The organism is Rhizobium sp. S152, from assembly GCF_030380735.1.
Lineage (GTDB): Bacteria > Pseudomonadota > Alphaproteobacteria > Rhizobiales > Rhizobiaceae > Rhizobium.
Map to the genome: position 1 here is coordinate 166,315 of NZ_JAUDRZ010000011.1, position 22,553 is coordinate 188,867.

At 64.4% G+C, this 22,553-nt stretch carries 19 protein-coding genes and 2 pseudogenes; 10 read left to right on the forward strand and 11 right to left on the reverse strand.

Annotated features, from left to right (window positions below; genetic code table 11):
• Positions 1 to 20: 20 nt before the first annotated feature.
• The 7 genes from hemC to QTL95_RS15550 all read left to right on the forward strand — a co-directional run bounded on the left by hemC (position 21) and on the right by QTL95_RS15550 (position 6,642).
• Complete coding sequence (gene hemC, locus QTL95_RS15520; protein ID WP_289720848.1) at positions 21 to 950, forward strand: hydroxymethylbilane synthase; 930 nt, start codon at positions 21 to 23, stop codon at positions 948 to 950.
• A 6-nt stretch (positions 951 to 956) separates the two neighbouring features.
• Positions 957 to 1,676, forward strand: coding sequence for a uroporphyrinogen-III synthase (locus QTL95_RS15525; RefSeq protein WP_289720849.1), 720 nt, complete (start codon positions 957 to 959; stop codon positions 1,674 to 1,676).
• Between the two features lie 89 nt (positions 1,677 to 1,765).
• Entirely contained in the window at positions 1,766 to 3,046 is a 1,281-nt protein-coding gene (locus tag QTL95_RS15530) for a COG4223 family protein (RefSeq protein WP_289720850.1), read from the forward strand.
• Between the two features lie 3 nt (positions 3,047 to 3,049).
• Complete coding sequence (locus QTL95_RS15535; RefSeq protein ID WP_289720851.1) at positions 3,050 to 4,669, forward strand: heme biosynthesis protein HemY; 1,620 nt, start codon at positions 3,050 to 3,052, stop codon at positions 4,667 to 4,669.
• A gap of 15 nt (positions 4,670 to 4,684) precedes the next feature.
• Positions 4,685 to 5,170 carry a tellurite resistance TerB family protein gene (locus tag QTL95_RS15540; RefSeq protein WP_289720852.1) on the forward strand — a complete coding sequence of 162 codons (486 nt, stop codon included), beginning with the start codon at positions 4,685 to 4,687 and terminating at the stop codon, positions 5,168 to 5,170.
• Entirely contained in the window at positions 5,160 to 5,942 is a 783-nt protein-coding gene (locus tag QTL95_RS15545) for a glutamine amidotransferase (protein WP_289720853.1), read from the forward strand. Before QTL95_RS15540 ends, QTL95_RS15545 begins: the two co-directional genes overlap by 11 nt.
• Positions 5,943 to 6,156: 214 nt before the next feature.
• On the forward strand, positions 6,157 to 6,642 hold the full coding sequence (locus tag QTL95_RS15550) for a RidA family protein (RefSeq protein WP_289720854.1): 486 nt from the start codon (positions 6,157 to 6,159) through the stop codon (positions 6,640 to 6,642).
• Between the two features lie 196 nt (positions 6,643 to 6,838).
• On the opposite strand, the gene QTL95_RS15555 is transcribed toward QTL95_RS15550, so the two are convergent.
• Positions 6,839 to 8,086 carry an MFS transporter gene (locus QTL95_RS15555; RefSeq protein ID WP_289720855.1) on the reverse strand — a complete coding sequence of 416 codons (1,248 nt, stop codon included), beginning with the start codon at positions 8,084 to 8,086 and terminating at the stop codon, positions 6,839 to 6,841.
• A 104-nt stretch (positions 8,087 to 8,190) separates the two neighbouring features.
• Between QTL95_RS15555 and QTL95_RS15560 the strand changes: the two genes are divergently transcribed.
• Entirely contained in the window at positions 8,191 to 8,535 is a 345-nt protein-coding gene (locus tag QTL95_RS15560) for a YggT family protein (protein WP_051961431.1), read from the forward strand.
• Positions 8,532 to 8,846 (forward strand): DUF167 domain-containing protein, encoded by a 315-nt coding sequence (locus QTL95_RS15565; RefSeq protein WP_289720856.1) that lies wholly within the window; start codon positions 8,532 to 8,534, stop codon positions 8,844 to 8,846. The genes QTL95_RS15560 and QTL95_RS15565 overlap by 4 nt, the downstream gene beginning before the upstream one ends.
• On the opposite strand, the gene ppa is transcribed toward QTL95_RS15565, so the two are convergent.
• The 10 genes and pseudogenes from ppa to QTL95_RS15615 all read right to left on the reverse strand — a co-directional run bounded on the left by ppa (position 8,847) and on the right by QTL95_RS15615 (position 21,377).
• Entirely contained in the window at positions 8,847 to 9,383 is a 537-nt protein-coding gene (ppa, locus tag QTL95_RS15570) for an inorganic diphosphatase (protein WP_289720857.1), read from the reverse strand.
• Between the two features lie 150 nt (positions 9,384 to 9,533).
• Positions 9,534 to 10,040 carry a GNAT family N-acetyltransferase gene (locus QTL95_RS15575; protein WP_289720858.1) on the reverse strand — a complete coding sequence of 169 codons (507 nt, stop codon included), beginning with the start codon at positions 10,038 to 10,040 and terminating at the stop codon, positions 9,534 to 9,536.
• A 203-nt stretch (positions 10,041 to 10,243) separates the two neighbouring features.
• On the reverse strand, positions 10,244 to 12,061 hold the full coding sequence (gene typA / locus QTL95_RS15580) for a translational GTPase TypA (protein ID WP_289720859.1): 1,818 nt from the start codon (positions 12,059 to 12,061) through the stop codon (positions 10,244 to 10,246).
• 135 nt (positions 12,062 to 12,196) lie between these two features.
• Positions 12,197 to 13,664 (reverse strand): annotated as a pseudogene (locus QTL95_RS15585) (alkaline phosphatase D family protein).
• Between the two features lie 128 nt (positions 13,665 to 13,792).
• Complete coding sequence (locus QTL95_RS15590; protein ID WP_289720860.1) at positions 13,793 to 15,472, reverse strand: ABC transporter permease; 1,680 nt, start codon at positions 15,470 to 15,472, stop codon at positions 13,793 to 13,795.
• A gap of 10 nt (positions 15,473 to 15,482) precedes the next feature.
• The gene (locus QTL95_RS15595) at positions 15,483 to 16,442 is read right to left on the reverse strand and encodes an ABC transporter substrate-binding protein (protein ID WP_289720861.1); all 960 of its coding nucleotides are present in this window, start codon (positions 16,440 to 16,442) and stop codon (positions 15,483 to 15,485) included.
• Positions 16,435 to 17,550: an ABC transporter ATP-binding protein gene (locus QTL95_RS15600; protein WP_289720862.1), complete on the reverse strand. Its 1,116-nt coding sequence runs from the start codon at positions 17,548 to 17,550 to the stop codon at positions 16,435 to 16,437. Before QTL95_RS15600 ends, QTL95_RS15595 begins: the two co-directional genes overlap by 8 nt.
• A 140-nt stretch (positions 17,551 to 17,690) precedes the next feature.
• Positions 17,691 to 19,778 carry a M3 family metallopeptidase gene (locus tag QTL95_RS15605; protein WP_289720863.1) on the reverse strand — a complete coding sequence of 696 codons (2,088 nt, stop codon included), beginning with the start codon at positions 19,776 to 19,778 and terminating at the stop codon, positions 17,691 to 17,693.
• A gap of 125 nt (positions 19,779 to 19,903) precedes the next feature.
• Positions 19,904 to 20,545 (reverse strand): LysE family translocator, encoded by a 642-nt coding sequence (locus QTL95_RS15610; protein WP_289720864.1) that lies wholly within the window; start codon positions 20,543 to 20,545, stop codon positions 19,904 to 19,906.
• 109 nt (positions 20,546 to 20,654) lie between these two features.
• Positions 20,655 to 21,377, reverse strand: a complete 723-nt coding sequence (locus tag QTL95_RS15615) for a polysaccharide deacetylase family protein (protein ID WP_289720865.1) — start codon at positions 21,375 to 21,377, stop codon at positions 20,655 to 20,657.
• A gap of 325 nt (positions 21,378 to 21,702) precedes the next feature.
• Between QTL95_RS15615 and QTL95_RS15620 the strand changes: the two are divergent.
• Positions 21,703 to 22,371, forward strand: a pseudogene (locus tag QTL95_RS15620) (multidrug effflux MFS transporter); the annotation flags it as partial.
• Positions 22,372 to 22,553: the final 182 nt, after the last annotated feature.

A 22,553-nucleotide genomic window follows, 5' to 3' on the forward strand; every position in this document is an offset into this window, starting at 1 on the left:
GTAACAACGGATCAATGCGGATGCAAACAAAACCTTTCCGGATCGGCACCAGAGGCAGCCCGCTGGCGCTTGCCCAGGCAAACGAGGCCCGCGACAGGCTGATGGCCGCCCACGGCCTTCCGGCCGAGATGTTCGAGATTGTCGTGCTCAGTACCAAGGGCGACCGCATCACCGACCGCTCGCTTGCCGAGATCGGCGGCAAGGGCCTCTTTACCGAGGAGCTCGAACAGCAGCTGACCTCGGGCGATCTCGATATCGCCGTGCATTCCGCCAAGGATATGCCGACGACGCTGCCCGAGGGGCTCTGTCTCTCCGCCTACCTGCCGCGCGAAGACATTCGCGATGCTGTCGTAGGCCGCTCCGCTCCGAAACTGATCGACCTGCCGCATGGCGCCACCGTCGGCTCCTCCTCGCTGCGTCGCCAGGCGCTGATCCGCCGCATGCGCCCGGATATATCAGTCATCACCTTCCGCGGTCTCGTCGAGACGCGACTGCGCAAGCTGAATGAAGGCCAGGTCGATGCGACGTTGCTCGCGCTCGCCGGCCTGAAGCGGCTTGGCAAGGTCGACGTCATCACCGACATCCTCGACGCCGATGCCTTCCCGCCGGCACCCGCGCAGGGCGCCATCGCCATCGAAAGCCGCATCGGCGATGCAACCGTCGACGCGCTGCTGGCGCCGATCAACGACGCCTCGACCTTCGACGCCGTCTCCTGCGAACGCGCCTTCCTGGCAGCCCTCGACGGCTCCTGCCGCACCCCGATCGGTGGCTATGCCATCTGCGAGGGCGACCAGCTGCGCTTCCACGGCCTGATCATCACCCCTGACGGCCGCAGCCAGCACGCCATCACCATCGACGGCAACCGTCGCGATGCATCGGCCCTCGGCACCCGTGCCGGGCAGGACATCCGCGCCCGCGCCGGCAGCGCCTTCTTCGAAGACTGGAGCTGAGGCACGATGCGCGTGCTCGTGACCCGTCCCCTCAAATCCGCCGAGCGTACCGCGGGGCGGCTTCGGGAGATGGGGCACGAGCCACTGCTGCTGCCGCTGGCCGAACCGAAACACGAGACGGCGCGGGCACTGCAGGCAATGGCTGAAACCGACGGCGCCATCGCCATGACCAGCGCCGAGGCGGTCCGAACATTTCACGGCCACACCGATGATCTTGCCCCGCATCTCGACCGCCCGCTCTTCGCCGTCGGCGAGGCAACGGCCGAGGAAGCCACGGCCGCCGGTTTCCGCCGCGTCACGGCATCCTCCGGCAACGGCCGCGATCTTGCCGAGCAGATTGCCGGCCACGGTTTCGACCGCGCGCTCTATCTCGCCGGCGCCCCCCGCGCCGCGACCTTCGAGCACCGCGCCGATGAGCTTGGCCTGCGCCTCACCGTCGTCGAAGCCTACGCCATGCGACCGCTCGCCATCTCCGCGTCGACGATCCGCGACCTTTTCGCCCGCCGTTCGCCTGAGATCGTCCTCTTCTATTCCCGGCAGACGGCGCAGTGGTTCTTCGATCAGCCCGAGATCGCCGCGCATCTCGATCGGCTGGCGAACACGAGGCTGCTCGCGCTTGCCGAGCCGGTCGCCGCCGCCGTACCTAAGGCACTGCGTAAAAATATCGTGATCGCCGCGATGCCGGACGAACAGAGCCTTTTGTCGCTGCTCCAGATCGCCCATTAGGTCTCCAGGCGCCCAAATTTTATCTAACCTCTTTCCTTAACTGGCATCACTGACTAGTTTCGTTGCAATGCATGAAATACGAGGATCTCATGGCACCAGGAAATCCGCCACGCCACTCGAAGAGCACCGACAAGCCGGTCACCATCGATCTGGGTGAGCAGGAATTTGCTTCTGCCCGCGAACCGGAAAAGCCTGCCGATCAGGCGGTCGAGACCGCCGAGGAAACGCTGGCCGCCGAAATCGACGCGAGCCGCCAATCCACGCCGAAGCCGGACATCACGCAACCATCCGACGAGCCGGCACGCGAATCCGTAACAGAACCCGAAGACCTCCCGCCGCCGCCCGCCGAACCCCGGAGCGTTGCGGACGAACCGCCCCTTCGCGAGCCGCCGCAGCGCCCGCAGGGCGGCCAGACCTCCGGGTTGATCGCCGCCGGCATCCTTGGCGGGCTGATCGCGCTCGTCGGCGCCGGCGCCATGCAATATGCCGGCTATCTTCCGGGCCCGACATCGTCTGAAACATCCTCTCCCGATGTCGCAAACCTCTCGGCCGAGATAGACGGCATCAAGCAGTCGCTGACCAACCTTGCCGCCGCGCCGGCAACCGATGACGGCACGCTCGAAAAGCGTCTCGCCGCGCTCGAAGCCGTCGCCAAGGCACCGCCGGTTTCCGCCGCTGCGCCAACGGATACCGCCGCAGTCGACCAGCTGAACCAGAAGATCGCCGATCTCTCCGCCCAGCTCGATCAGCTGCGCGGCACGGTGACCCAGGTTGAACAGAGCGCCCCGAACGGCGCGGCAATCGAGCAGCGCCTGAGCGAAGCCGAGAAGAAGCTCGACGAGCCCCGCCGCGACGTGGCCGTCGCCCAGGCGATTGCCGCAGCGGCCCTCAAGGCCGCGATCGATCGCGGCGGACCGTTCACCGCCGAGCTCGACACCTTCGCCGGCGTCTCGCCCGATGACCCCGCTGTCGCCGACCTCCGCAACTTCTCCGAAACCGGCGTTCCATCCCGCGCCGAGCTCATCCGCCAGGTTCCCACGGTGGCCACCGCCATCGTCGAATCCGTCGCCAACAAGGATCCGAACCAGAACTGGTCGGACCGGCTGATGAACAGCGCCAAGTCGCTGGTCAGCGTTCGCCCCGTCGGCAATATCGAGGGCGACAGCGTCGAGGCGATTGCCGCGCGCATGGAGGACAAGGTGAAGAACGGCGACCTGCCGGGCGCCGCCAACGAGTGGACCATGCTGCCTGCCGATGCCAAGCAGGCATCCGCCGCCTTCAAGCAATCGCTGGAAGCGCGCATCCGTGTAGAGGATCTCGTCGGCGGCGCGCTGTCGAAGGCGATCTCCGGCGCCGGCAAGGAGAACTGAGACATGGTCAGGCTCGTCATATTCGCCATCATCGTCCTTCTTCTCGGCTACGGCTTCTCCTGGCTTGCCGATCGCCCCGGCGATCTCAGCCTCGTGTGGAGCGGCCAGCTGTACCAGACCAAGCTGATCGTCGCCGCCAGCGCCCTGATCGCGCTGATCGCCGCCGTTATGGTGGCTTGGTGGCTGGTGCGCGTCATCTGGACCTCTCCCCATTCCGTCACCCGCTACTTCCGCGCCCGTAAGCGTGACCGCGGCTACCAGGCGCTGTCCACCGGCCTGATCGCCGCCGGCGCCGGCAACGCGCTGATGGCTCGCAAGATGGCGGCACGCTCGCGCGGTCTCATCCGCGCCGACCAGGAGCCGCTGATCGCGCTTCTGGAGGCCCAGGCCGCCCTCATCGAGGGACGTCACGACGAGGCCCGCGCCAAGTTCGAGGCCATGGCCAACGATCCCGAAACCCGTGAGCTCGGCCTACGCGGTCTCTATCTCGAGGCCAAGCGCCTCGGTGCAAACGAGGCAGCCCGCCAGTACGCCGAGAAGGCTGCCGAAAACGCGCCCTATCTGCCCTGGGCGGCGCAGGCCACGCTCGAATCCCGGAGCCAGGCCGGCCGCTGGGACGATGCCATCCGCCTGCTCGAACAGCAGAAGGCCGCCCGCGTCATCGAAAAGGCCGAGGCCGACCGGCTGCGCGCCGTGCTCTTGACCGCCCGCGCCACCGAGAAGCTGGAGAACGATCCATCAGGCGCCCGCGACGACGCCACCCACGCGCTGAAGCTCTCCGACGATCTCGAGCCGGCCGCGATCGTCGCCGCCAAGGCACTGTTTCGCGAGGACAAGCTGCGCAAGGCCGCCTCCATCCTGGAGCAGGCATGGAAGGCCAACCCGCATCCGGAGATCGGTGCCACCTACGTGCGCGCCCGCAGCGGCGATTCGGCCGCCGACCGGCTGAAGCGCGCCGAAAAGCTCGAGGCGTTGCGCCCGAACAATGTCGAATCGCTGCTGGTCGTCGCCCAGGCCGCGCTCGACATCAAGGATTTCGGCAAGGCCCGTGCCAAGGCCGAGGCCGCCGCCCGCATCGAGCCGCGCGAAGCCGCCTTCCTGCTGCTCGCCGACATCGAGGAAGCCGAGACCGGTGACCAGGGCCGCGTGCGCCACTGGCTGGCCCAGGCGTTGAAGGCGCCGCGCGATCCGGCCTGGGTCGCCGACGGCTTCGTCTCCGACAAGTGGCTGCCGCTTTCGCCCGTGACGGGACGCCTCGACGCCTTCGTCTGGAAGGCTCCCTTCGGCCATGTCGAGGGTCCGGTCGAGGAGGGAACGGCGATCTCGATCGAAGGCGCGTTGAAGACCCTGCCGCCGGTGCGCGAGGCGCGTCAGGAGAGCCCCGTCAACGATCACCGCATCATCGAGCTCGAGCGCGCCGCCACCATCGCCGAAGCCGCCCGCCCGGCCGCACCACCGGTAACGCCCGCGCCTGCGAAATCCGCCGGGGACAAGCCGGCGAAGGAAACCGCCGACACCCAGGCAGCCGAGCCGCGCCCCTTCTTCGGCGGCGCACCGGATGATCCGGGCGTTCGCAACACCACGATCGAGCCGGAACCCAAGACCCGGCTTCGGTTATTCTAACCAGACAGGACCTGTATGTTCGAACGCTTCCAGGCATTCTTCCAAAATCTGACTTCCGACCACCCGCAGACGGCTTTTGCGCCCGACGATCCGCGCATCGCGGTGGCAGCGCTCTGCATGCAGGTCATGGAGGCCGACGGGCAGATCAAGGACAGCGAGAAGAAGCGCCTTCGCAAGCTGCTGCAGGACCAGTACGGCCTCGACCGCAAGCAACTCGACGAATTGATCGCCGCCGGGCAGCAGGCCGAGAGCGACGCCGTCGATTACTATCGCTTCACCTCCGACCTGAAGCGCCACCTCGACACCGAACAGCGCCTTGAACTGATCGGCATCCTCTGGGACATCGTCTATGCCGACGGCGAGCGCAGCGAGATGGAAGACGACGCAATCTGGCGGATTGCCGAACTGCTCGGCGTCTCCGCCCGCGAACGCATCCAGAAGCGCCAGGAAGCAGCGAAACGCGTGACCGATATCGACGTGGTGCAAGACGATGCCGACTGACGGGCCGTTCGATCGTTCAGTCGAGGGCAGAGCGGCGCGCGCCAAGCCGCCGGTGCTTGTCGTCCTCCACCAGGAACGCTCCAGCCCCGGACGAATCGGCCAGCTGCTGGTCGACAAGGGCTACGGGCTGGATATCCGCCGCCCCGTTCTCGGCGACAAGCTTCCAGAGACGCTTGCCGGCCATTCCGGCGCGGTCGTCTTCGGCGGTCCGATGAGCGCCAACGACCCCGACGATTTCGTCAAGGCCGAGATCAACTGGCTGGATGTGCCGCTCAAGGAGAAGCGCCCCTTCCTCGGCGTCTGTCTCGGCGCCCAGATGCTGGTGCGCCATCTCGGCGGCAAGGTCCAGTCGAATGCCGACGGCTCCACCGAGATCGGCTGGTATCCGCTACGCGCCACCGAGAAGGGCCGCCGTCTCATGCACTGGCCGAAGATGGTCTATCACTTCCATCGAGAGGGTTTCGACCTGCCGCGCGGCGCCGAGCTGCTGGCCGAGGGCGACACCTACCGCAACCAGGCTTTCCGCTACAACGATCACGCCTGGGCACTGCAGTTCCACGCCGAATTGACCCGCGCCATGATGCACCGCTGGGTCGTGCATGGCGAACAGCGCTTCATCCTACCCAACGCCCAGCAGGGCCGCGAACACCTCGAAGGCCGCATGCTGTTCGACGCGCCGCTTAAGGCCTGGCTAAACGAATTCCTCGACATCGTTTTTGAAAGCAAGCCGGCAAGAAGCGCACCCGCCGAACAGGCCGCCATTTCGGCCTGAGACGCACATCATACCCGACGCAAACCGCCTTTATGCGTAAGCAGCCCGCGACCGATCGCGTTCGCGTGAGATGCGTCCGCCGCCCCGCCGTGTTATGATGCCCGACGCCTCTTGAGAGGCGATGTTTCAGTAGCAAGAACGTTCCGATCCACGATCCGGCCGGACAGCCACGCCATCGGCGCAGCGGTGACCGCAGCTATTTCAGGGGAACATCATGTCGAACTACGAGCAGAAGATTGTCTCCATGGGGCTGGTCCTGCCGCAGCCCCTGAAACTCCCGTCCAACATGAGCCTGCCGTTTCCCTGGGTGAACGTTCGCGGCGACCGCGCCTTCATCTCCGGCCACGGTCCGCAGAACCCTGACGGCTCACCCGCCGGCCCCTTCGGCATCGTCGGCGATACTGTTTCCATTGAGGATGCTAAGGCATCGGCCCGCAAGGCGGCGCTCTCGATGCTCGGCAGCCTGAAGCGCGAGCTCGGCAGCCTCGACCGCATCACCGGCTGGTGCCGCGTCTTCGGCATGGTCAACTGCGTCCCGCATTTCTCCAACCCGCCCGCCGTCATCAACGGCTTCACCGAGCTGATCAACGAAGTCTTCGGCCACGAAGTCGGCCGCCACTCCCGCTCCGCCATCGGCGTCGCCGGCCTGCCGCTGAATTTTCCCGTCGAGATCGAGGCGGAGGTGATGATTTCGGGGTAACTCTTGGTCGGTGCGGCAGCCCCCCCCTCTGCCCTGCCGGGCATCTCCCCCACAAGGGGGGAGATTGGCTAGACGCACCCGCTCGTTCCAACAGTCATTGTTTGGGAATGCCGCCGCAACGAGTCGATCTCCCCACCTGTGGAGGAGATGGCCGGCGGGCCAGAGGGGGGTATCCCACGGCACAACGCCCCGAAAACTACCCCCGCGTCACGTGCTCCGGCGCATCCAGCGAATCGATCCTGCGCAACTGCGGAAAACGCGTCGCCCAGATTGCCGCCACCGCGAGCGTGCCGATGCCGCCGATGATCACAGCCGGCACGGCGCCGAACACATGCGCCATCGTACCGGCACGAAACTCGCCGAGCTCGTTCGACGCGCCGACGAAGACCATGTTGACGGCGTTGACGCGGCCGCGCAGCTGGTCCGGCGTCCAGAGCGCGATCAGGCTCTCGCGCACATAGACCGAGACCATGTCGGCCGCCCCCATCAGCGCCAGCGCGGCGATCGAGAGTTCGACATTGGTGGAGAGCCCGAAAACGATGGTGCCGAGACCGAACAGTGCCACGCCGATGAACATGTAGACGCCGGCGCGGTGCTTCAAAGGATAGGTGGCGAGCAGGATCGCCATGACGATGGCGCCGACGCCCGGCGCCGAGCGCAGCAGGCCGAGACCCCACGGGCCAAGCGTCAGGATATCGCGGGCAAAGATCGGCATCAGCGCCGTGGCGCCGCCGAGCAGCACGGCGAAGAGATCGAGCGAGATGGCGCCGAGCACCACAGTCTCGGTGCGGATGAATTTGAAGCCGCCGAGGATCATGTCCCAGCTCTTGGCTTCACCCGTGGTCTTCTGCGCCGGCTTCGGGATCATGTAGAGCAGAATGGCGCCGAGCACGGCGAAGACCACCGCGACCGTATAGGCCGTCTGCGCATTGATGCCGTAGAGCAGACCGCCGATGACAGGGCCGGTAATGGCGGCGAGCTGCCAGGAAGACGAGTTCCAGGCGATCGCGTTCGATAGGTCTTCCGCCGGCACCAGGTTTGGCGCCAGCGACTGCACGGCCGGCGACATGAAGGCGCGCTCGATGCCGAAGATGAGAAGCACGGCGAACACGGGAATGGGCGAGAACGTCCCCGTCAGCGTCATCAACAGCAGCGCCAGCGTGCACAGCGCGCTGATAAGCGAGCAGATCGAGGCGATGGCGCGTCGGTTGTGCCGGTCGGCGACCGAGCCGGTCACCAGGATCAGAAGAAGCGATGGCAGGAACTGCACCAGCCCGATCAGGCCGAGATAGATGGCGCTTCCCGTCTGGTCGTACATCTGCCAGCCGACGGCGACGCTGACGATCTGCTGCGAGAAGGACAGCAGGAAGCGCGCGAAGAAGAAGCGGGTGTAGGACGGATGCCGGAAGGCCGCGAAGCGGTCGCCGGTCGCTGAGATCGACATGAGGGCTTTCCAATCGCCGCCGCGACACCATGCCGCCGGGCCTCGAAGCCCGCGCGAGCGGCTGTTTCAACAGGGTACTTGCCCGTTTAGTCGCCAATGTCTACATGTCTGTCAACAACGAACTGGAGACGACAATGGCCGGCATCATCGCAGCCCTCTTTCAAACCATTGATATGGCATTGGTGATCTATGTCTGGATTCTGATCGCAAGCGCCATCTTCTCGTGGCTCTATGCCTTCAACGTCATCAACTCCAGCAACCAGTTCGTCAATTCGGTCGGCATGTTCCTCTACAACGTAACCGAGCCGGTGTTGCGCCCGATCCGCCGCTTCATGCCCAACCTCGGCGGCATCGACATTTCGCCGATCGTGCTGCTCCTGATCATCTTCTTCATCCAGTCGGTTCTGCGCAACTCGGTCTTCCCGGCGCTCTACCGCGCGGCGATGTGATCCTGCCCTTTTCGGCATTCGCCAATCATGTCACGCTCGCCGTCAGGCTGACTCCGAACGGCGGTCGCGATGCGATCGATGGTATCGAGCATGACGCCGACGGAAAGGCGCATGTAAAGGCACGCGTGACCGCGGTTCCGGAAAAGGGCAAGGCCAACAAGGCGCTGATCGCCCTCCTCGCCAAAGCGCTCGGCGTCGCGAAGTCGTCCGTCAGCCTCGTCTCGGGCGATACGGCGCGTAAAAAAATCCTCCGGATCGATGCCGAGCCGGAGGATGTGATCAGAAAGCTGAATGATTTGTTGGGCCTGTAATCAGGCCTTTTCCTTCTTGGCGCGTTCGATCGCCTCGAGGATGAGCGCACCGGCTTCCTTGGCATCGCCCCAGCCGAATATCTTCACCCACTTGCCGGGTTCCAGATCCTTGTAGTGCTCGAAGAAGTGCTCGATCTGCTTGACGGTGATCTCGGGAAGGTCGGTGTAATCCTTGACCTTGTCGTAGCGCATCGTCAGCTTCGGCGACGGCACGGCGATGATCTTCTCGTCCTTGCCGGAATTGTCTTCCATCTTCAAGACGCCGATCGGGCGCACGTTGATGACGCAGCCCGGAACCAGCGGACGGGTGCTGGCGATCAGCACGTCGATCGGGTCGCCGTCTTCCGACAGCGTGTGCGGTACGAAGCCGTAGTTACCCGGATAGGTCATCGGCGTGTAGAGGAAGCGGTCGACGACGAGCGTGCCGGCTTCCTTGTCCATCTCGTACTTGATCGGGTGGCCGCCGACTGGAACTTCAACGATGACGTTGACGTCCTCAGGTGGGTTCTTGCCAATGGAAATGGCGTCGATGCGCATGCGATTACTCCCGCGACGTGAATGTTCGCAGCCAGATAATCGGATTCCTGCCGCGACGCAACACAACAGAGCGGCACGGCCACATGATAGTTTTATGATCTGGCCTTCAAAATGCCGGAAAACTGGGCAGCACCCGATACGCTCGAAAGATCAGTTCCAGATGAAACCGATCTTCTTCAGCTGCTTGTGGTCGAAGGTCTCCATGCCCTCGCAATAGTCGACCCCGCCATGGCCGCGATAGAACTCGGCGCCGCCGTCGTTCTCCTCGAGGCACCACACCACCATGCCCTTGCAGCCGAGCGACTTCAGGAGCCGCTGCGCTTCGGAAAACAGCATGTGGCCGAGGCCGAGGCCCTGATACTCGGGACGCAGATAGAGCTCGTAGATCTCGCCTTCCTGCGGCAGCGCCCGCGCGCGGTTAAGGCCGAGCGTGGCGTAGCCGGCGACGACGCCGGCGACATCGAGGACGAGAAGCGTTGCCGGTCCGCGCGTGGCCTTGAGCCACCACTGTTCGCCGCGGCGCTCGATCATCTGGTTCAGCGCCTTGTGCGGAATGATGCCCGCGTAGGTGTGTTTCCACGCAAGCCGGTGCACTTCCGAGATGGCTCGGGAATCGTGCGGCTCAGCCCGCCGAACATCGATCGACAATGTCTTCATGACGCTTACTCTGGCCCCGTCGCGGGCAATTAACCATATGCGGCAGCGCATTACAGTCGATTGCCCACAGGCTTAACATGTGGACGACGGCTGAAATTTAACGCTTTTTTAACTATTGCGACAAGAAGGATTCGGCGAAGCGCACAAATAAAAAACCCCGGCGCGATGGCCGGGGTTTCGAAGTCTCTGATTGCCTGTTCGACTTAGGCGGTCTTCGCCTTGGCGAAGCGCTTGCGGTCGTTGGCGTCGAGATACATCTTGCGCAGACGGATCGACTTCGGCGTCACTTCCATGAGCTCGTCGTCCTGGATCCAGGAGAGAGCGCGGTCGAGCGTCATGCGGATCGGCGGCGTCAGCTTGACGGCTTCGTCCTTGCCGGCGGCGCGGATGTTGGTCAGCTGCTTGCCCTTGAGAACGTTGACCTCGAGGTCGTTGTCGCGGCTGTGGATGCCGATGATCATGCCCATGTAGACCTTTTCGCCGGGCTCGATCATCATCGGGCCGCGATCTTCCAGGTTGAACATGGCGTAGGCCACGGCTTCGCCGGCAGCGTTGGCGAGCAGAACGCCGTTCGTGCGGCCACCGATTTCACCCTTGTAGGGCTGGTAGTCCTTGAACAGGCGGTTCATCACGGCGGTGCCGCGCGTGTCGGTCAGGAGTTCCGACTGGTAGCCGATCAGGCCGCGGGTCGGAGCGTTGAACACCAGGCGAACGCGGTTGCCGCCCGAAGGACGCAGCTCGGTCATTTCGGCCTTGCGCTCGGACATCTTCTGCACGACGACGCCGGAATGCTCTTCATCGACGTCGATGACGACTTCTTCGATCGGCTCCATCAGCTGGTCGTTCTCGTCGCGGTGCATGACGACGCGCGGACGCGACACGGCAAGCTCGAAGCCTTCGCGACGCATGGTTTCGATCAGAACGGCGAGCTGCAATTCGCCGCGGCCGGAGACGTAGAACGAGTCCTTGCCCTCGGCTTCCTCGATCTTCAGCGCGACGTTGCCTTCCGCTTCCTTGTAGAGGCGGTCGCGGATGACGCGCGAGGTGACCTTGTCGCCCTCGGTGCCGGCGAGCGGGCTGTCGTTGACGATGAACGACATGGTGACGGTCGGCGGATCGATCGGCTGCGCGGTCAGCGCCTCGGTGATCGCGGGATCACAGAAGGTATCGGCGACCGTGCCCTTGGAGAGGCCGGCGATCGCGACGATGTCGCCTGCATGCGCTTCTTCGATGGAGGTGCGCTCGATGCCGCGGAAAGCGAGAATCTTCGAGATGCGACCGGTTTCGATCAGCTTGCCGTCCTGGCCGAGAACCTTGACGGCCTGGTTCGGCTTGATCGAGCCGGAATTGATGCGGCCGGTGATGATGCGGCCGAGGAAGGGGTTGGCTTCCAGGATCGTGCCGATCATCGTGAACGGGCCTTCGGCGACCGTCGGCTCCGGAACGTGGTTGAGCACGAGGTCGAGCAGCGGCGCCAGACCCTGGTCCTTCGGACCCTCGGGGTTGACGTTCATCCAGCCGTCACGACCGGAACCGTAGAGGATCGGGAAGTCGAGCTGCTCGTCGGTGGCGTCGAGGCTGGCGAAGAGGTCGAACACTTCGTTGATGACTTCCTCGTGGCGGCCATCGGGACGGTCGATCTTGTTGATCGCGACGATCGGCTTCAGGCCGACCTTCAGCGCCTTGGAGACGACGAACTTCGTCTGCGGCATCGGGCCTTCCGACGAGTCGACCAGAACGATCGCGCCGTCCACCATCGACAGGATACGCTCGACTTCGCCACCGAAGTCGGCGTGGCCGGGGGTGTCGACGATGTTGATGCGAACACCCTTCCACTCGACCGAAGTCGCCTTGGCAAGGATCGTGATACCGCGTTCCTTTTCCAGGTCGTTGGAGTCCATCACGCGTTCGGCGACGCGCTGGTTCTCGCGGAACGAGCCGGACTGTTTCAGGAGTTCGTCAACCAGGGTCGTTTTGCCATGGTCAACGTGCGCGATAATCGCGATGTTGCGAAGTGCCATATGTCTAGATCTCTGAGGCTGGGGCGCCACGCTGGGAGGGCGCCAATTGCATTTGGGCGGCTCATACAGTGTTTTTCGCGTTTGCGAAAGGGGGGAGCCCGGAATGAAAGGAATGCACGTATAGCATGGATGGCATCAGACCGTCCTTTCGGGCTCAAGCACCACCCGCCAGAGCTCCTGATCATTGCGATCCATCAGCCGCACCGTCAGCTGCTCGCTCTCGCCGTCGATATCGACGAGGCCGAAGAACTGCATGCCGTCGGACGGCGGCAGGTTCTGCTCGACGCCGCCGGGCGCCGCCTTCATGAACTTCACCTGCGGCCCGAAGGTCATGTCGAGCTCCTGCGGCCCATAGGTTCCCGAATGCAACGGCCCGGACACGAACTCCCAGAACGGCAGGAATTCGCGAAACTTTGCCTTGCCGGGATCGTAGTAATGCGCCGCCGTGTAGTGCACGTCCGCCGTCAGCCAGATCATGTTCGTAATCCCGGCATCGCGGATGAAACGCAGGAGGTCGGCGAATTCAAGTTCGCGACCGAGCGGCGCGCCGTTGTCGCCATTGGAGATCGATTCCGATCCGCGACGGTTGCCGTAGTCGTCCCAGATGACGAGACCGATCGGCAGGTCGCAGGCGATCACCTTCCATGTTGCCGTTGAGCGCACCAGCTCGCGCTTCAGCCACGCCACCTGCCGCTTGCCGAGTAACCGCGCCTCAGGCGAAAGCTCCTTGTCGAGCCCATGGCTGTTCGGCCCGCGATAGGAGCGCAGATCGATGAAGAACACGTCGAGCATCGGACCGTAGGAGACCTTGCGGTAGATGCGGCCGGGCTCGTCGGCGACGTAGCGGATCGGCGTCATCTCGTGGAATGCGCGGCTGGCGCGCGCTGACGGCGTTGAGCGCCTTCACATGGTCGTCGAGCAGGTTGTAGGCCCATTGCCCGCGAAACTGGTCGAGCGTCTGGGCTATGTCGCGCTTCGCCTCGGTGACGATGCGGTTCTTCCAGACCCGCCCGTCACGCAGCCTGACCTCGTCGGCAACGGGATTGTCGGCATAGATGGTATCGCCGGAATGGATCATGAAATCCGGGCGGTGGTAGGCGATGGTCGAATAGGTCCGCATCCCCTCCTCGTCGATCCCCCAGCCCTGCCCGACCGTATCGCCGGACCAGACGAAGCGAATGCTGCGCTTGCCCGTCGGGGCGGTGCGAAACTGCCCGTGGATCGGTTCCGACAGACCGTTGACGTCGGAGAGATCGGCCGCGCGGAAGCGGTAGAAGATCTCCTGATCGGCGGGCAGGTCCTGCAGCAGAAGCTTTGCCGCCAGATTGGTCTCCGGCGTCACGTCGATTGGCGCGACGCGCACCGCATTGGCGAACCGGTCGCTCGTCGAATATTCGAGATAGAGCCGCGCAGGCCGGTCTACCTGCGTCCACACCACACCCGAATTGCGGTCGATGTCGCCCGATTGCACGCCCGCGGTGAAGATCGGGCGACTGGAGGAGCCGCGCGCATAATAGGGCATCGCCAGCCCCGCCAAGGCAAAGCCGCCAACCGCCCCCATGGAGGAAAGGAAACGGCGGCGCGTCGGTTCTGTCAGTTTCATGCCAAGGTCTATCCGGCTAAGGGCAAGGAGGCCGGCAGACCCTATTGTGATCGTCATGTCATTCGCTTGAAGGCGGCATGACGGTTTTTCGAAACTTCGGCGACAGTCCTGTCACATTGCAGGCAGCATCACTCCGCCACCAGCCCGCCGCGGCGAAGCAGGCTGAGGAGCAGCAGCGGCAGCAGCGTGGTGATCAGGATGGCGACGAAGGCCATGGCCATGCCGAGCCCGACCGAGCCCTGCTCGAACTGCCGCCAGATGAAGGTGGCGATGGTCTGCATGCCGACGGGCGCCACCACGACGGAGGCGACGAGCTCGCGCGACGCCAGCGCGAAGACCAGCAGCATGGCCGAGGCGAGGCTCGGAAACACCAGCGGCAGCAGGATGCGGCGAAACGCCGTGGCGCCGCTCGCGCCGCTCACCCGCGCGGCGGCTTCCAGGCTGTCGCCGATCTGCTGGAAGGCGGCAACCGTGTAGCGCACCGGCTGCGGCAACAGGATGCAGCAATAGGCAAGCAGCAGGATCAGCCCGGTATTGTAGGGCGTGGCGGGCAGCCAGGGCATGTTCCAGGCGAGGATGAGCCCGACGGCAACGACGATGCCGGGAAGCGCGTTCGGCAGGATGGTCATGATGTCGATGGCGATGCGCCCGCGCATCCGCGTCTTCACGACGGTATAGGCGGCGACCACGCCGATCAGCCCGGTGATGACGGCGGTGCCGATGCCGAGCGAGAAGCTGTTGCCGAGCGCTTCCACGGCGCCGGCGCTGTTGGAGAACACCGCCGCGAAATTATCAAGGCTGAGATTGTCGAAGGCCAGACCGCCGGAGATCGTCCGCGACAGCGCCGTCATCAGGATCGCAAGCAGCGGCAAGCCGGTGGCGAGGAACGAGACGACCGCAAACGCGATCACGACGGGGACTTTGTAGGCGCCGAGCGGCCGCTTATCCCTCGCGAGTGGCTTGCCCCCGACCGTCTGGTAGGAGCGCCGCGACAGGATCCAGCGCTGCAGCAGGAAGGCCACCAGCGAGAGCGCGACAAGCAGGATGGAAAGGATCGCGGCGCCCGGCAGATCGATCGGCCAGTCGGAGATGCGAAGGTCGATGCCTGTCACCAGAACCTGGAAGCCGGCGCGGCGGCCGAGTGCTGCCGGCGTGCCGTATTCCTCGATCGCCGCCGCGAAGACCAGCATCAGGCTGGCGACGAGCCCGGGTGCCGAAAGCGGCAGCGTGATCCGCCAGAAGGCGCGCGCCGGGGTGGCCCCGAAGACACGGCCGACATCGGCATAGCGCGCGCCGACGGCTTCCACTGTGCGCGACACCGCGAAATAGACCACCGGAAAGGTGTTGAAGGCCATGACCATGGTCATGCCGAAGAGCGAGAACAGAAAGGGCGCGAGGTTGAAGCCCGCCAGCTGCTCGAGATAGCCGCGGGGCTGCAGCGTCATGATCCAGCCCAGCGTGGCGATGTAGGGCGGGATCATGAAGGGGACGAGCAGCAGCACGTCCCAAAGCGGCGCCAGCGGGACGCGATAGAGCGCCCGGATCACGCCGAGCGGCACCGCCACCAGCGCCGAGGCGATGACGACGCAGCCGCCGAGCAGGATGGTGTTGCCGGCCATGCCGATCAACGCGCTGTCGCCGAGCGTGGCGAACAGCGCCGAGAAAGGGCCCGAAAACGAGCCCTGCCCGAGATCGGGGAAGATACCCTGCAGGACGATGGCGATGAAGGGAACGGCAACGATGACGCTCAAGCCCGCGATGGCGAGCCAGGCGGCCGGAGTGGCGCCGCCGATGCCGTTCGTCTTCATCACTCGGTCCTTACTTGCTGCCGAAGATGTCGGCGGTCTGCTTCAGCGTTTCCTTGCGCTTTCCGTAGACGGCGGCCGTGTCGTACTTCAGGAGCTTCAGGTCGCTCATCAGCGGACGGTTGGCCGGGATGTCGCTGCGGGCAGGCATCAGCATCTGGGCGGCGACCAGCTTCTGGCCTTCGTCGGACAGCATGTAGTCGATGAACTTCTTGGCCTCGTCCTGGTTCTTCGACCAGTTGAGAATCATGGCCGGACGCGGCGCGATGACGGTGCCGGAAGCCGGGAAGATCACGTCGATGTTCTCGCCCTTTTCCTTGGCGGCGAGCGTGATGTAGTCGACCGCGCCGAAGACGGCGGCCTTGGCGCCCTGCAGGACCGGGTTCAGCGCTTCGGCGTTGGCGCCGGCGATGATCGCGCCGTTATCCTTCAACTCCTTGAAGAGCTTGAAATCGTCCTGGCCGGCGAGCGCCGCCGTCAGTTCGAACGACGAGCCCGACTGTGCCGGATCCGGAATGTTGACGAGGTCCTTGTACTCGGGCTTGGCGAGATCGGCCCATTCGGCCGGCTTCGGCGTTTCGCTCTTGGTGTTCCAGGCGATGCCGAGCGCCGAGATGCCCTGCGCGACGGCCGTATCGGTTTTCAGGAAGTCGGGAACCTTGGCGGCGTTCGGGCTGGTGTAGGAAACGAGCCAGCCGCGCTTTGCGAAATCGGTCGCCGTATCCCAGGATGCGGAGATCAGCACGTCGACGACGGGGTTCGAGGCTTCTGCCTCGATACGGGCCATGACCTTGCCGGTCGTTGCCTGGAAGACGTTGACCTTGACGCCGGTCTCCTTGGTGAAGCCGGTCGACAGCTTGTCGATCAGGCTCTGCGGGCCGGCGGTGTAGACGGTGATGTCGGCATGCGCGACGCCGGCCATCAGCGATGCGGCGAAAACGCCGAAAGTGATGCTCTTCAAAGACTTAAACATGTTCAAGATTTTCCCTCTTTGACAAATGAACGCTATTGCCGAACCAGCGGATCTGGTCGGGATCGATCGAAAGGCCGACGGCGTCGCCGGCACGGAGCTTGGCGCGGCTCAAGACCTGAAGCTCGACATGGCCGGCGCCGACGAGCGACACGGTGGCGAGATGCCCGTCGCCGCGGAACTGCGAGCGCAGCACGGTCGCGGCGAGCCGCCCGGGCAGGATCTCGCCGGCGCCGATGGCAGCAGTCGGAATGAGGATACGCGGCTTGCCGCCCTGATCGCCGGCAGCCGGCATCATCATCACGCCGCTGTCGGCGAAGAACCAATGCCCGTCGCGGCACTCGAGCGCGGCGATGCCGCCCAGCCGCAGGAAGTCGGCGACCTCAGGCGTCGCCGGCCGGTCGATCAGCTCGTCCGGCGAGGCCAGCTGCTCGATCAGCCCGCCGCGCATGACGGCGACGTCGTCGGCCAGCGTCAGCGCCTCGCTGTGATCGTGCGTCACGTAGATCGCGGTCAGCCCCAGCGTGCCGATTAGCTCCGCCAGCTCGCCCACCATGTTCTCGCGCAGCTCGCGGTCGAGGTTGGACAGCGGCTCGTCGAACAGGATGAGCTGCGGCTCGGCGACGATGGCGCGGGCGATCGCCACGCGCTGCTGCTGGCCGCCGGACAGGTCGCTCGGCCGACGATCGGCGTAGGCGCCGAGGCCGACGCGCTCCAGCGCCCGCATCGTCCGCTCCTGCCGCGCCGCCTTGCCGACGCCGCGCATTTCGAGCGGAAAGGAAACATTGCCGCCAACCGTCAGGTGCGGCCACAGCGCGTAGTCCTGGAAGACCATGCCGAGGTTGCGGCTTTCCGGCGGTGCGAAAACCCCGCTTGCGGCATCCGCCACCACGCGCCCGGCGATCGAGACCGAGCCCTTGCTCGGCGCCAGAAGCCCCGCCACCAGCCGCAGAAGCGTGGTCTTGCCGCAACCCGACGGGCCGAGCAGCGCCAGCGTCTTGCCGCGAGAGAGAGAAATATCGATGCCGTTCAGGATGGGAGTCGCGCCATAGCGCAGCTCGACGCCGGATGTCGAAACGGCGGCATGGTGATCCGAAGGGCAAGCAGACATGAAAAAACCGGCATCAATGGAGGTCGATGCCGGTTGCTTATTAACGTTCAATGACAGTCATGTGACACGCGGGCGCCCGATCGCCGCCCGCGGAAACATTAGGATTCTTGCACCTAACGTGCCTATCGGCGCGACAATGCTCAGGCGTCGCTACCCGACAATTCCTCGAAAGTGGCCAGCCCACGCTTCACCAGCATCGCATCCGGGCTCGGCAGCTTGCCGCGGAAGGCCTTGTAGGTCTCCTCGGGATCGACCGAACCGCCGACGGAATAGACGTGATCGCGCAGCTTTTTCGCGACCTCGCCGTTGAACGCGTCACCCGTTTCCTCGAAGGCCGAGAAGGCATCTGCGTCGAGCACTTCCGACCACATGTAGGAATAGTAGCCGGCGGAATAGCCGCCGGAGAAGATGTGCTGGAAATGCGGCGAGGCATGGCGCATGACCATCGACTTTGGCATGCCGAGCTCCTTGAGTATCTCGGCCTGCACCGCCATCGGATCCGCGATCCCTTCGCGCGTATGGAACGCCATGTCGACAAGCGCCGACGAGGTGAACTCCACGGTGTTGAAGCCGGCGTTGAAGCTGCGCGCCGCCAGCACCTTGTCGAGCAATTCCTGCGGCATCGGCTTGCCCGTCTCGAAATGCACCGCGTACTGCTTGAGGATTTCGGGAACCGTCAGCCAGTGCTCATAGAGTTGCGACGGCAGTTCGACGAAATCGCGCGACACCCCGGTACCTGATACCGAGGGGTAGGTGACGTTGGAGAGCATGCCGTGCAGCGCATGGCCGAACTCGTGGAACAGCGTGCGGGCATCGTCGAGCGACAGCAGCGCCGGCTTGCCTTCGGCAGGCTTGGCGAAGTTGCAGACATTATAGATGATCGGCAGCTCACCGGTCCGGCCGTTCTTCAGCGGCAGCTTGTGCTGCGACTGGAACGAACTCATCCACGCGCCCGAACGCTTCGACGAGCGGGCGAAGTAATCGCCGAGGAACATCGCCACCAGCCTGTCCTCGCGGTCGCGGATCTCGAAGACGCGGACATCGGGATGATAGGCCGCAACGCCCTTCTTCTCGACCGCATGAACGTTAAACAGCCGGTCCGCGACGTCGAAGCAGGCGTCGATGATCTTTTCCAGCTGCAGGTATGGCTTCAGCTCCGCCTCCGAGAAATTGAATTTCTGCGAGCGGATCTTTTCCGAATAGAACCGCCAATCCCAGGGCATGACCTCATGGTTCTTGCCTTCGTCGGCGATCAGCCTGGCGATATCGGCCTCTTCCTCGCCGGCGCGCTTCACCGCCTTCGCCCACACCTGCTTCAAGAGGTCGTTCACCGCATCAGGCGTCTTCGCCATGGTGTTGTCGAGCTTCAGTTCGGCGAAGTTGCCGTAGCCGAGCAGCTTCGCCACCTCATGGCGCAGCTGAAGCGTTTCGCGGATGATGCCGCGATTGTCCGACGGGCCATCGTTTTCGCCACGCGCCACCCAGGCCTTGAAGGCCTGCTCGCGCAGGTCGCGGCGCTCGGAAAAGGTCAGGAAAGGCTCGATGATCGAGCGCGACAGCGTCACGGCAAACTTGCCGTCCTCGCCACGCTCGCGCGCCGCAGCCGCCATCGCGTCCTTGAGGAAATCGGGAATGCCGGCGAGATCGTCGCCCTCCGAAAGGATCAGCGCCCAGCCCTTCTCGTCCGACAGCACGTTCTGGCCGAACTGCGTGCCGAGACCCGCCAGCTTTTCGTTGATGCCGGCGAGCTTCTCCTGCTCCGCCTTTTCAAGCTTGGCGCCCGACTTGACGAAGCCCTTCCAGTGCCGCTCCAGCACCCGCGTCTGCTCCAGCGTCAGACCCAGGCTCTCGCGGTTTTCCCACAGGGTGTCGATGCGCTTGAAGAGATCGGCGTTCATGCCGATCTTCGAATAGTGCCGCGACATCTTCGGCGAAATATCCCGCTCCAGCGCCTGGATCGTGTCGTTAGTATGCGCGCCCGCCCGGTTCCAGAACAGCGCCGAAACCCGCGACAGCTCGTCGCCCGCGATCTCCAGCGCCACGACCGTGTTCTCGAAGGTCGGCTCGGCGGGATCGGCCGCGATCGCATCGATCTCGCGCTCGTGCGCGGCAAGCGCCGCATCGAAGGCGGCCGCGAAATCGCCGTCGTTCACGGCCTCGAAGCGCGGCAGGCCGTTGAGGCCGTCCCAGGTGACGAGAACAGGGTTCAGATCGGATGTGGAGGGCATGCGGAAATCCTTGCGTTTGGCAGTCGGTGTTGCCGTCTGGCGTTACGGCAATATAGGAAGGCTTCGACGCGATTGGTATTCCCGGCCATCGCAACAAATGCTCGAGCCGGACGCGCCGCGATCGATCAGGCGCGACGCCAGCCGAGCAGGCCGGGCGTGGCATGCAGCAGCGCCTGCGCCGCGAACCCCATGAAGAGCACTCCCGAGCAGCGCACGATTAGCCGCTCATGCGCGCGATAGAAGCGCCGCACGGCACCCGTGCCGACGATGGCGATCAGGATCATGTCGGCGACGATGAAACCGAGGAAGGACGCCGCCAAAAGCACCGGCAGCGTCTCGAACTTGAGCGCGCTCGCCGAGCCGGCCACCAGCGCCGTGAATGTCGCCAGCGCCACCGGATATCCCTTGGGGTTGGTGACGCCGAAGATCAGCCCGCGCCGGAACGGCCGCTCGACGGTCACCAGCGCCTGCCCCTCGCCCTTCGGCCTGGCGCGAAACGCGTTCCAGCCGATCCAGGCGAGATAGAAACCGCAGAGCAGCCCCAGCGCGTCGAACACGAAGGTGCCGATCGTCTTCGCCCCGATGATCGCCACCAGCGCCAGTGACGCCCAAAGCGTATCGCCGACCAGATGCCCGCACACGAACTGCGCCCCCGCCTTTCGCCCCTGCCCCGCCCCGATCCCAAGCAGCGCCAGGAAGGCCGGCCCGGGAATGAGCACATAAAGCAGCGCCGCCAGGAAGGCGCCGGCGAGCAGTGACTGGGTCATGGAGAATCCCTCGGTGAAAAGGCGAGATTATGCGTTGTGGCGAGGGCGTCAAGCGGGGGCGTGGCGCATCGCACCGGACGCGACCACGAAGGTACCGGCGCCTCCCCGCTTACCGCTCAGCCATCAGCTCGGAAATGGTCGCGAAGCGGAAACCCCGCTCCTGCAAACCGTCGATGATGCGGGGCAGGGCCCGCCGTGACGGTTCACGACTTCGATACATGACATGCATGATGATCACCGAGCCGCTACGCGCATTGTCGAGCACATATTTGGTAATGGCGTCGGCGTTGCCGTCGATCTCTGGAAAGGATTCCGGCTCCACGTCCCACATAATAGTTTTGCGGTCATGTCTCGACAGATACCAGGGCAGGCTGACGAGCTTTTTTCCGTAAGGCGGGCGAAAGTATATCTCGCCCTGATATCCTGCCGCCCGTATCGCCGCATCGGTAAGTTCGATCTCCTTGGCGACGGTATCCGGCCCCATCAGCGTCATGTTGAAATGTGAATAGGAGTGGTTGCCGATTTCATGCCCTGCTTCGATAATGGCTTGAGCGGCTGACCGATTTTCCTCGATTTCCCTGCCGATCAGAAAGAATGTCGCGGAAACGCCCCTGGATTTCAGTATCTCCAGAATCTCCGGCGTAAACCGCGAACTCGGGCCGTCGTCGAATGTCAACGCAACCAGCGGCTTTTCGGTCTCCAGCCGCGCGAAGACCTCACCGAACAGTTGCGTGGTCCGCGACTTGCTGAACTGGAAAACACAGAAGGACGCCGTGAGGACGGCTAGGGCGCCAAGAAAACTTGATGAGACAAGGCGGCGCTTTCGGCTCATAAACTTATCCCGCAACGTTGCCAGACGTTGCAGTGATCAGCAGCCTCTTTGGCGCAATTGAGGCAAGTCCCGAAAGTTAGGCGAAGCTACTTTAGCCGCCTTCCGAGGCAGAATTGGCGCAACGCTCCGCCAACCACATTTTTTGCGTTGCGATAGACCTCCACCCGCGCCAGAACGGAGCCGACATCCATCGTCTCTTAGTAGAGCCAAGCCACCCGAGTCTCCCACCTGCCCCATTCCGGATGAGCGAACGGCACCAGCATGCTCGGCGCCCTTCTCGCCACCATCGGCCCGATCTCGATGTCAATCTACACACCCGCCATGCATGCGCGAGACCAGTACGCCCGACCGCCGCCGCGCCCTTCCCGGCCCGTTGCTATCGGCCTACGCCGAACTCGCCCGCGAACCGCGTTTCGTATCCGCCTCGCTGGTGCTGGGCGGCTCGATCGGCGCGCTCTATGCGCAGGCGACGATGCTGCCCTTCATTCTGATCAAGCTCGTCGGGCTCACGCCCACCGCCTTCGGCCTCGGGATGCTGATGCAATCAGGTTCCTATTTCCTCGGCTCCGTGGTTCTTAGGATGACCTCCGCGAGACTCGGCGGCGAGGGCTCGGTGCGCGCCGGCGTCTTCCTGCTTGGCCTGTCCGGCATCATGATCGCGCTCTCGGTGCAATTCGTGACACCGAGCTATCTCTCGATCATGGGTCCGGTCGCCTTCCTGGCCTTCTGCCTGGCGTTCCTCACCCCGCACATGACGACCTCGGGCCTCTTCCCCTTCCCTCATATCGCAGGCTCCGCGTCGGCGATGATGGGCTTCATCCAGATGGGCGGCGGCTTCACCGGCGGCATGGTCGCCTCGCTCATCGGCGCCCCGCTGCTCGCCTTCGGCACCATCATCCCGGCGATGGCCATGATCGCCATCTTGAGCTACCTCTGGTTCCTCCAAGCCACCCGACGGGCCGCGACACCGTCGCATTCCAGTCTGGGGGAGTGAGGGTAGACGCACTCTCGCCCGCTCCGCGCCGACGTGCCTGGCGACGCCATAGCCCCACCCTCGACGTCATGCTCGGTCCTGTGCCACTGCTGTCCGGTTTAAATTGCGGCCCATTGGAATTCCATCTGGTTGCGGCTTTTGAGCTTGTTCGGCGGTGGTTTGAGAAGCTGGTCTGTGGCCCG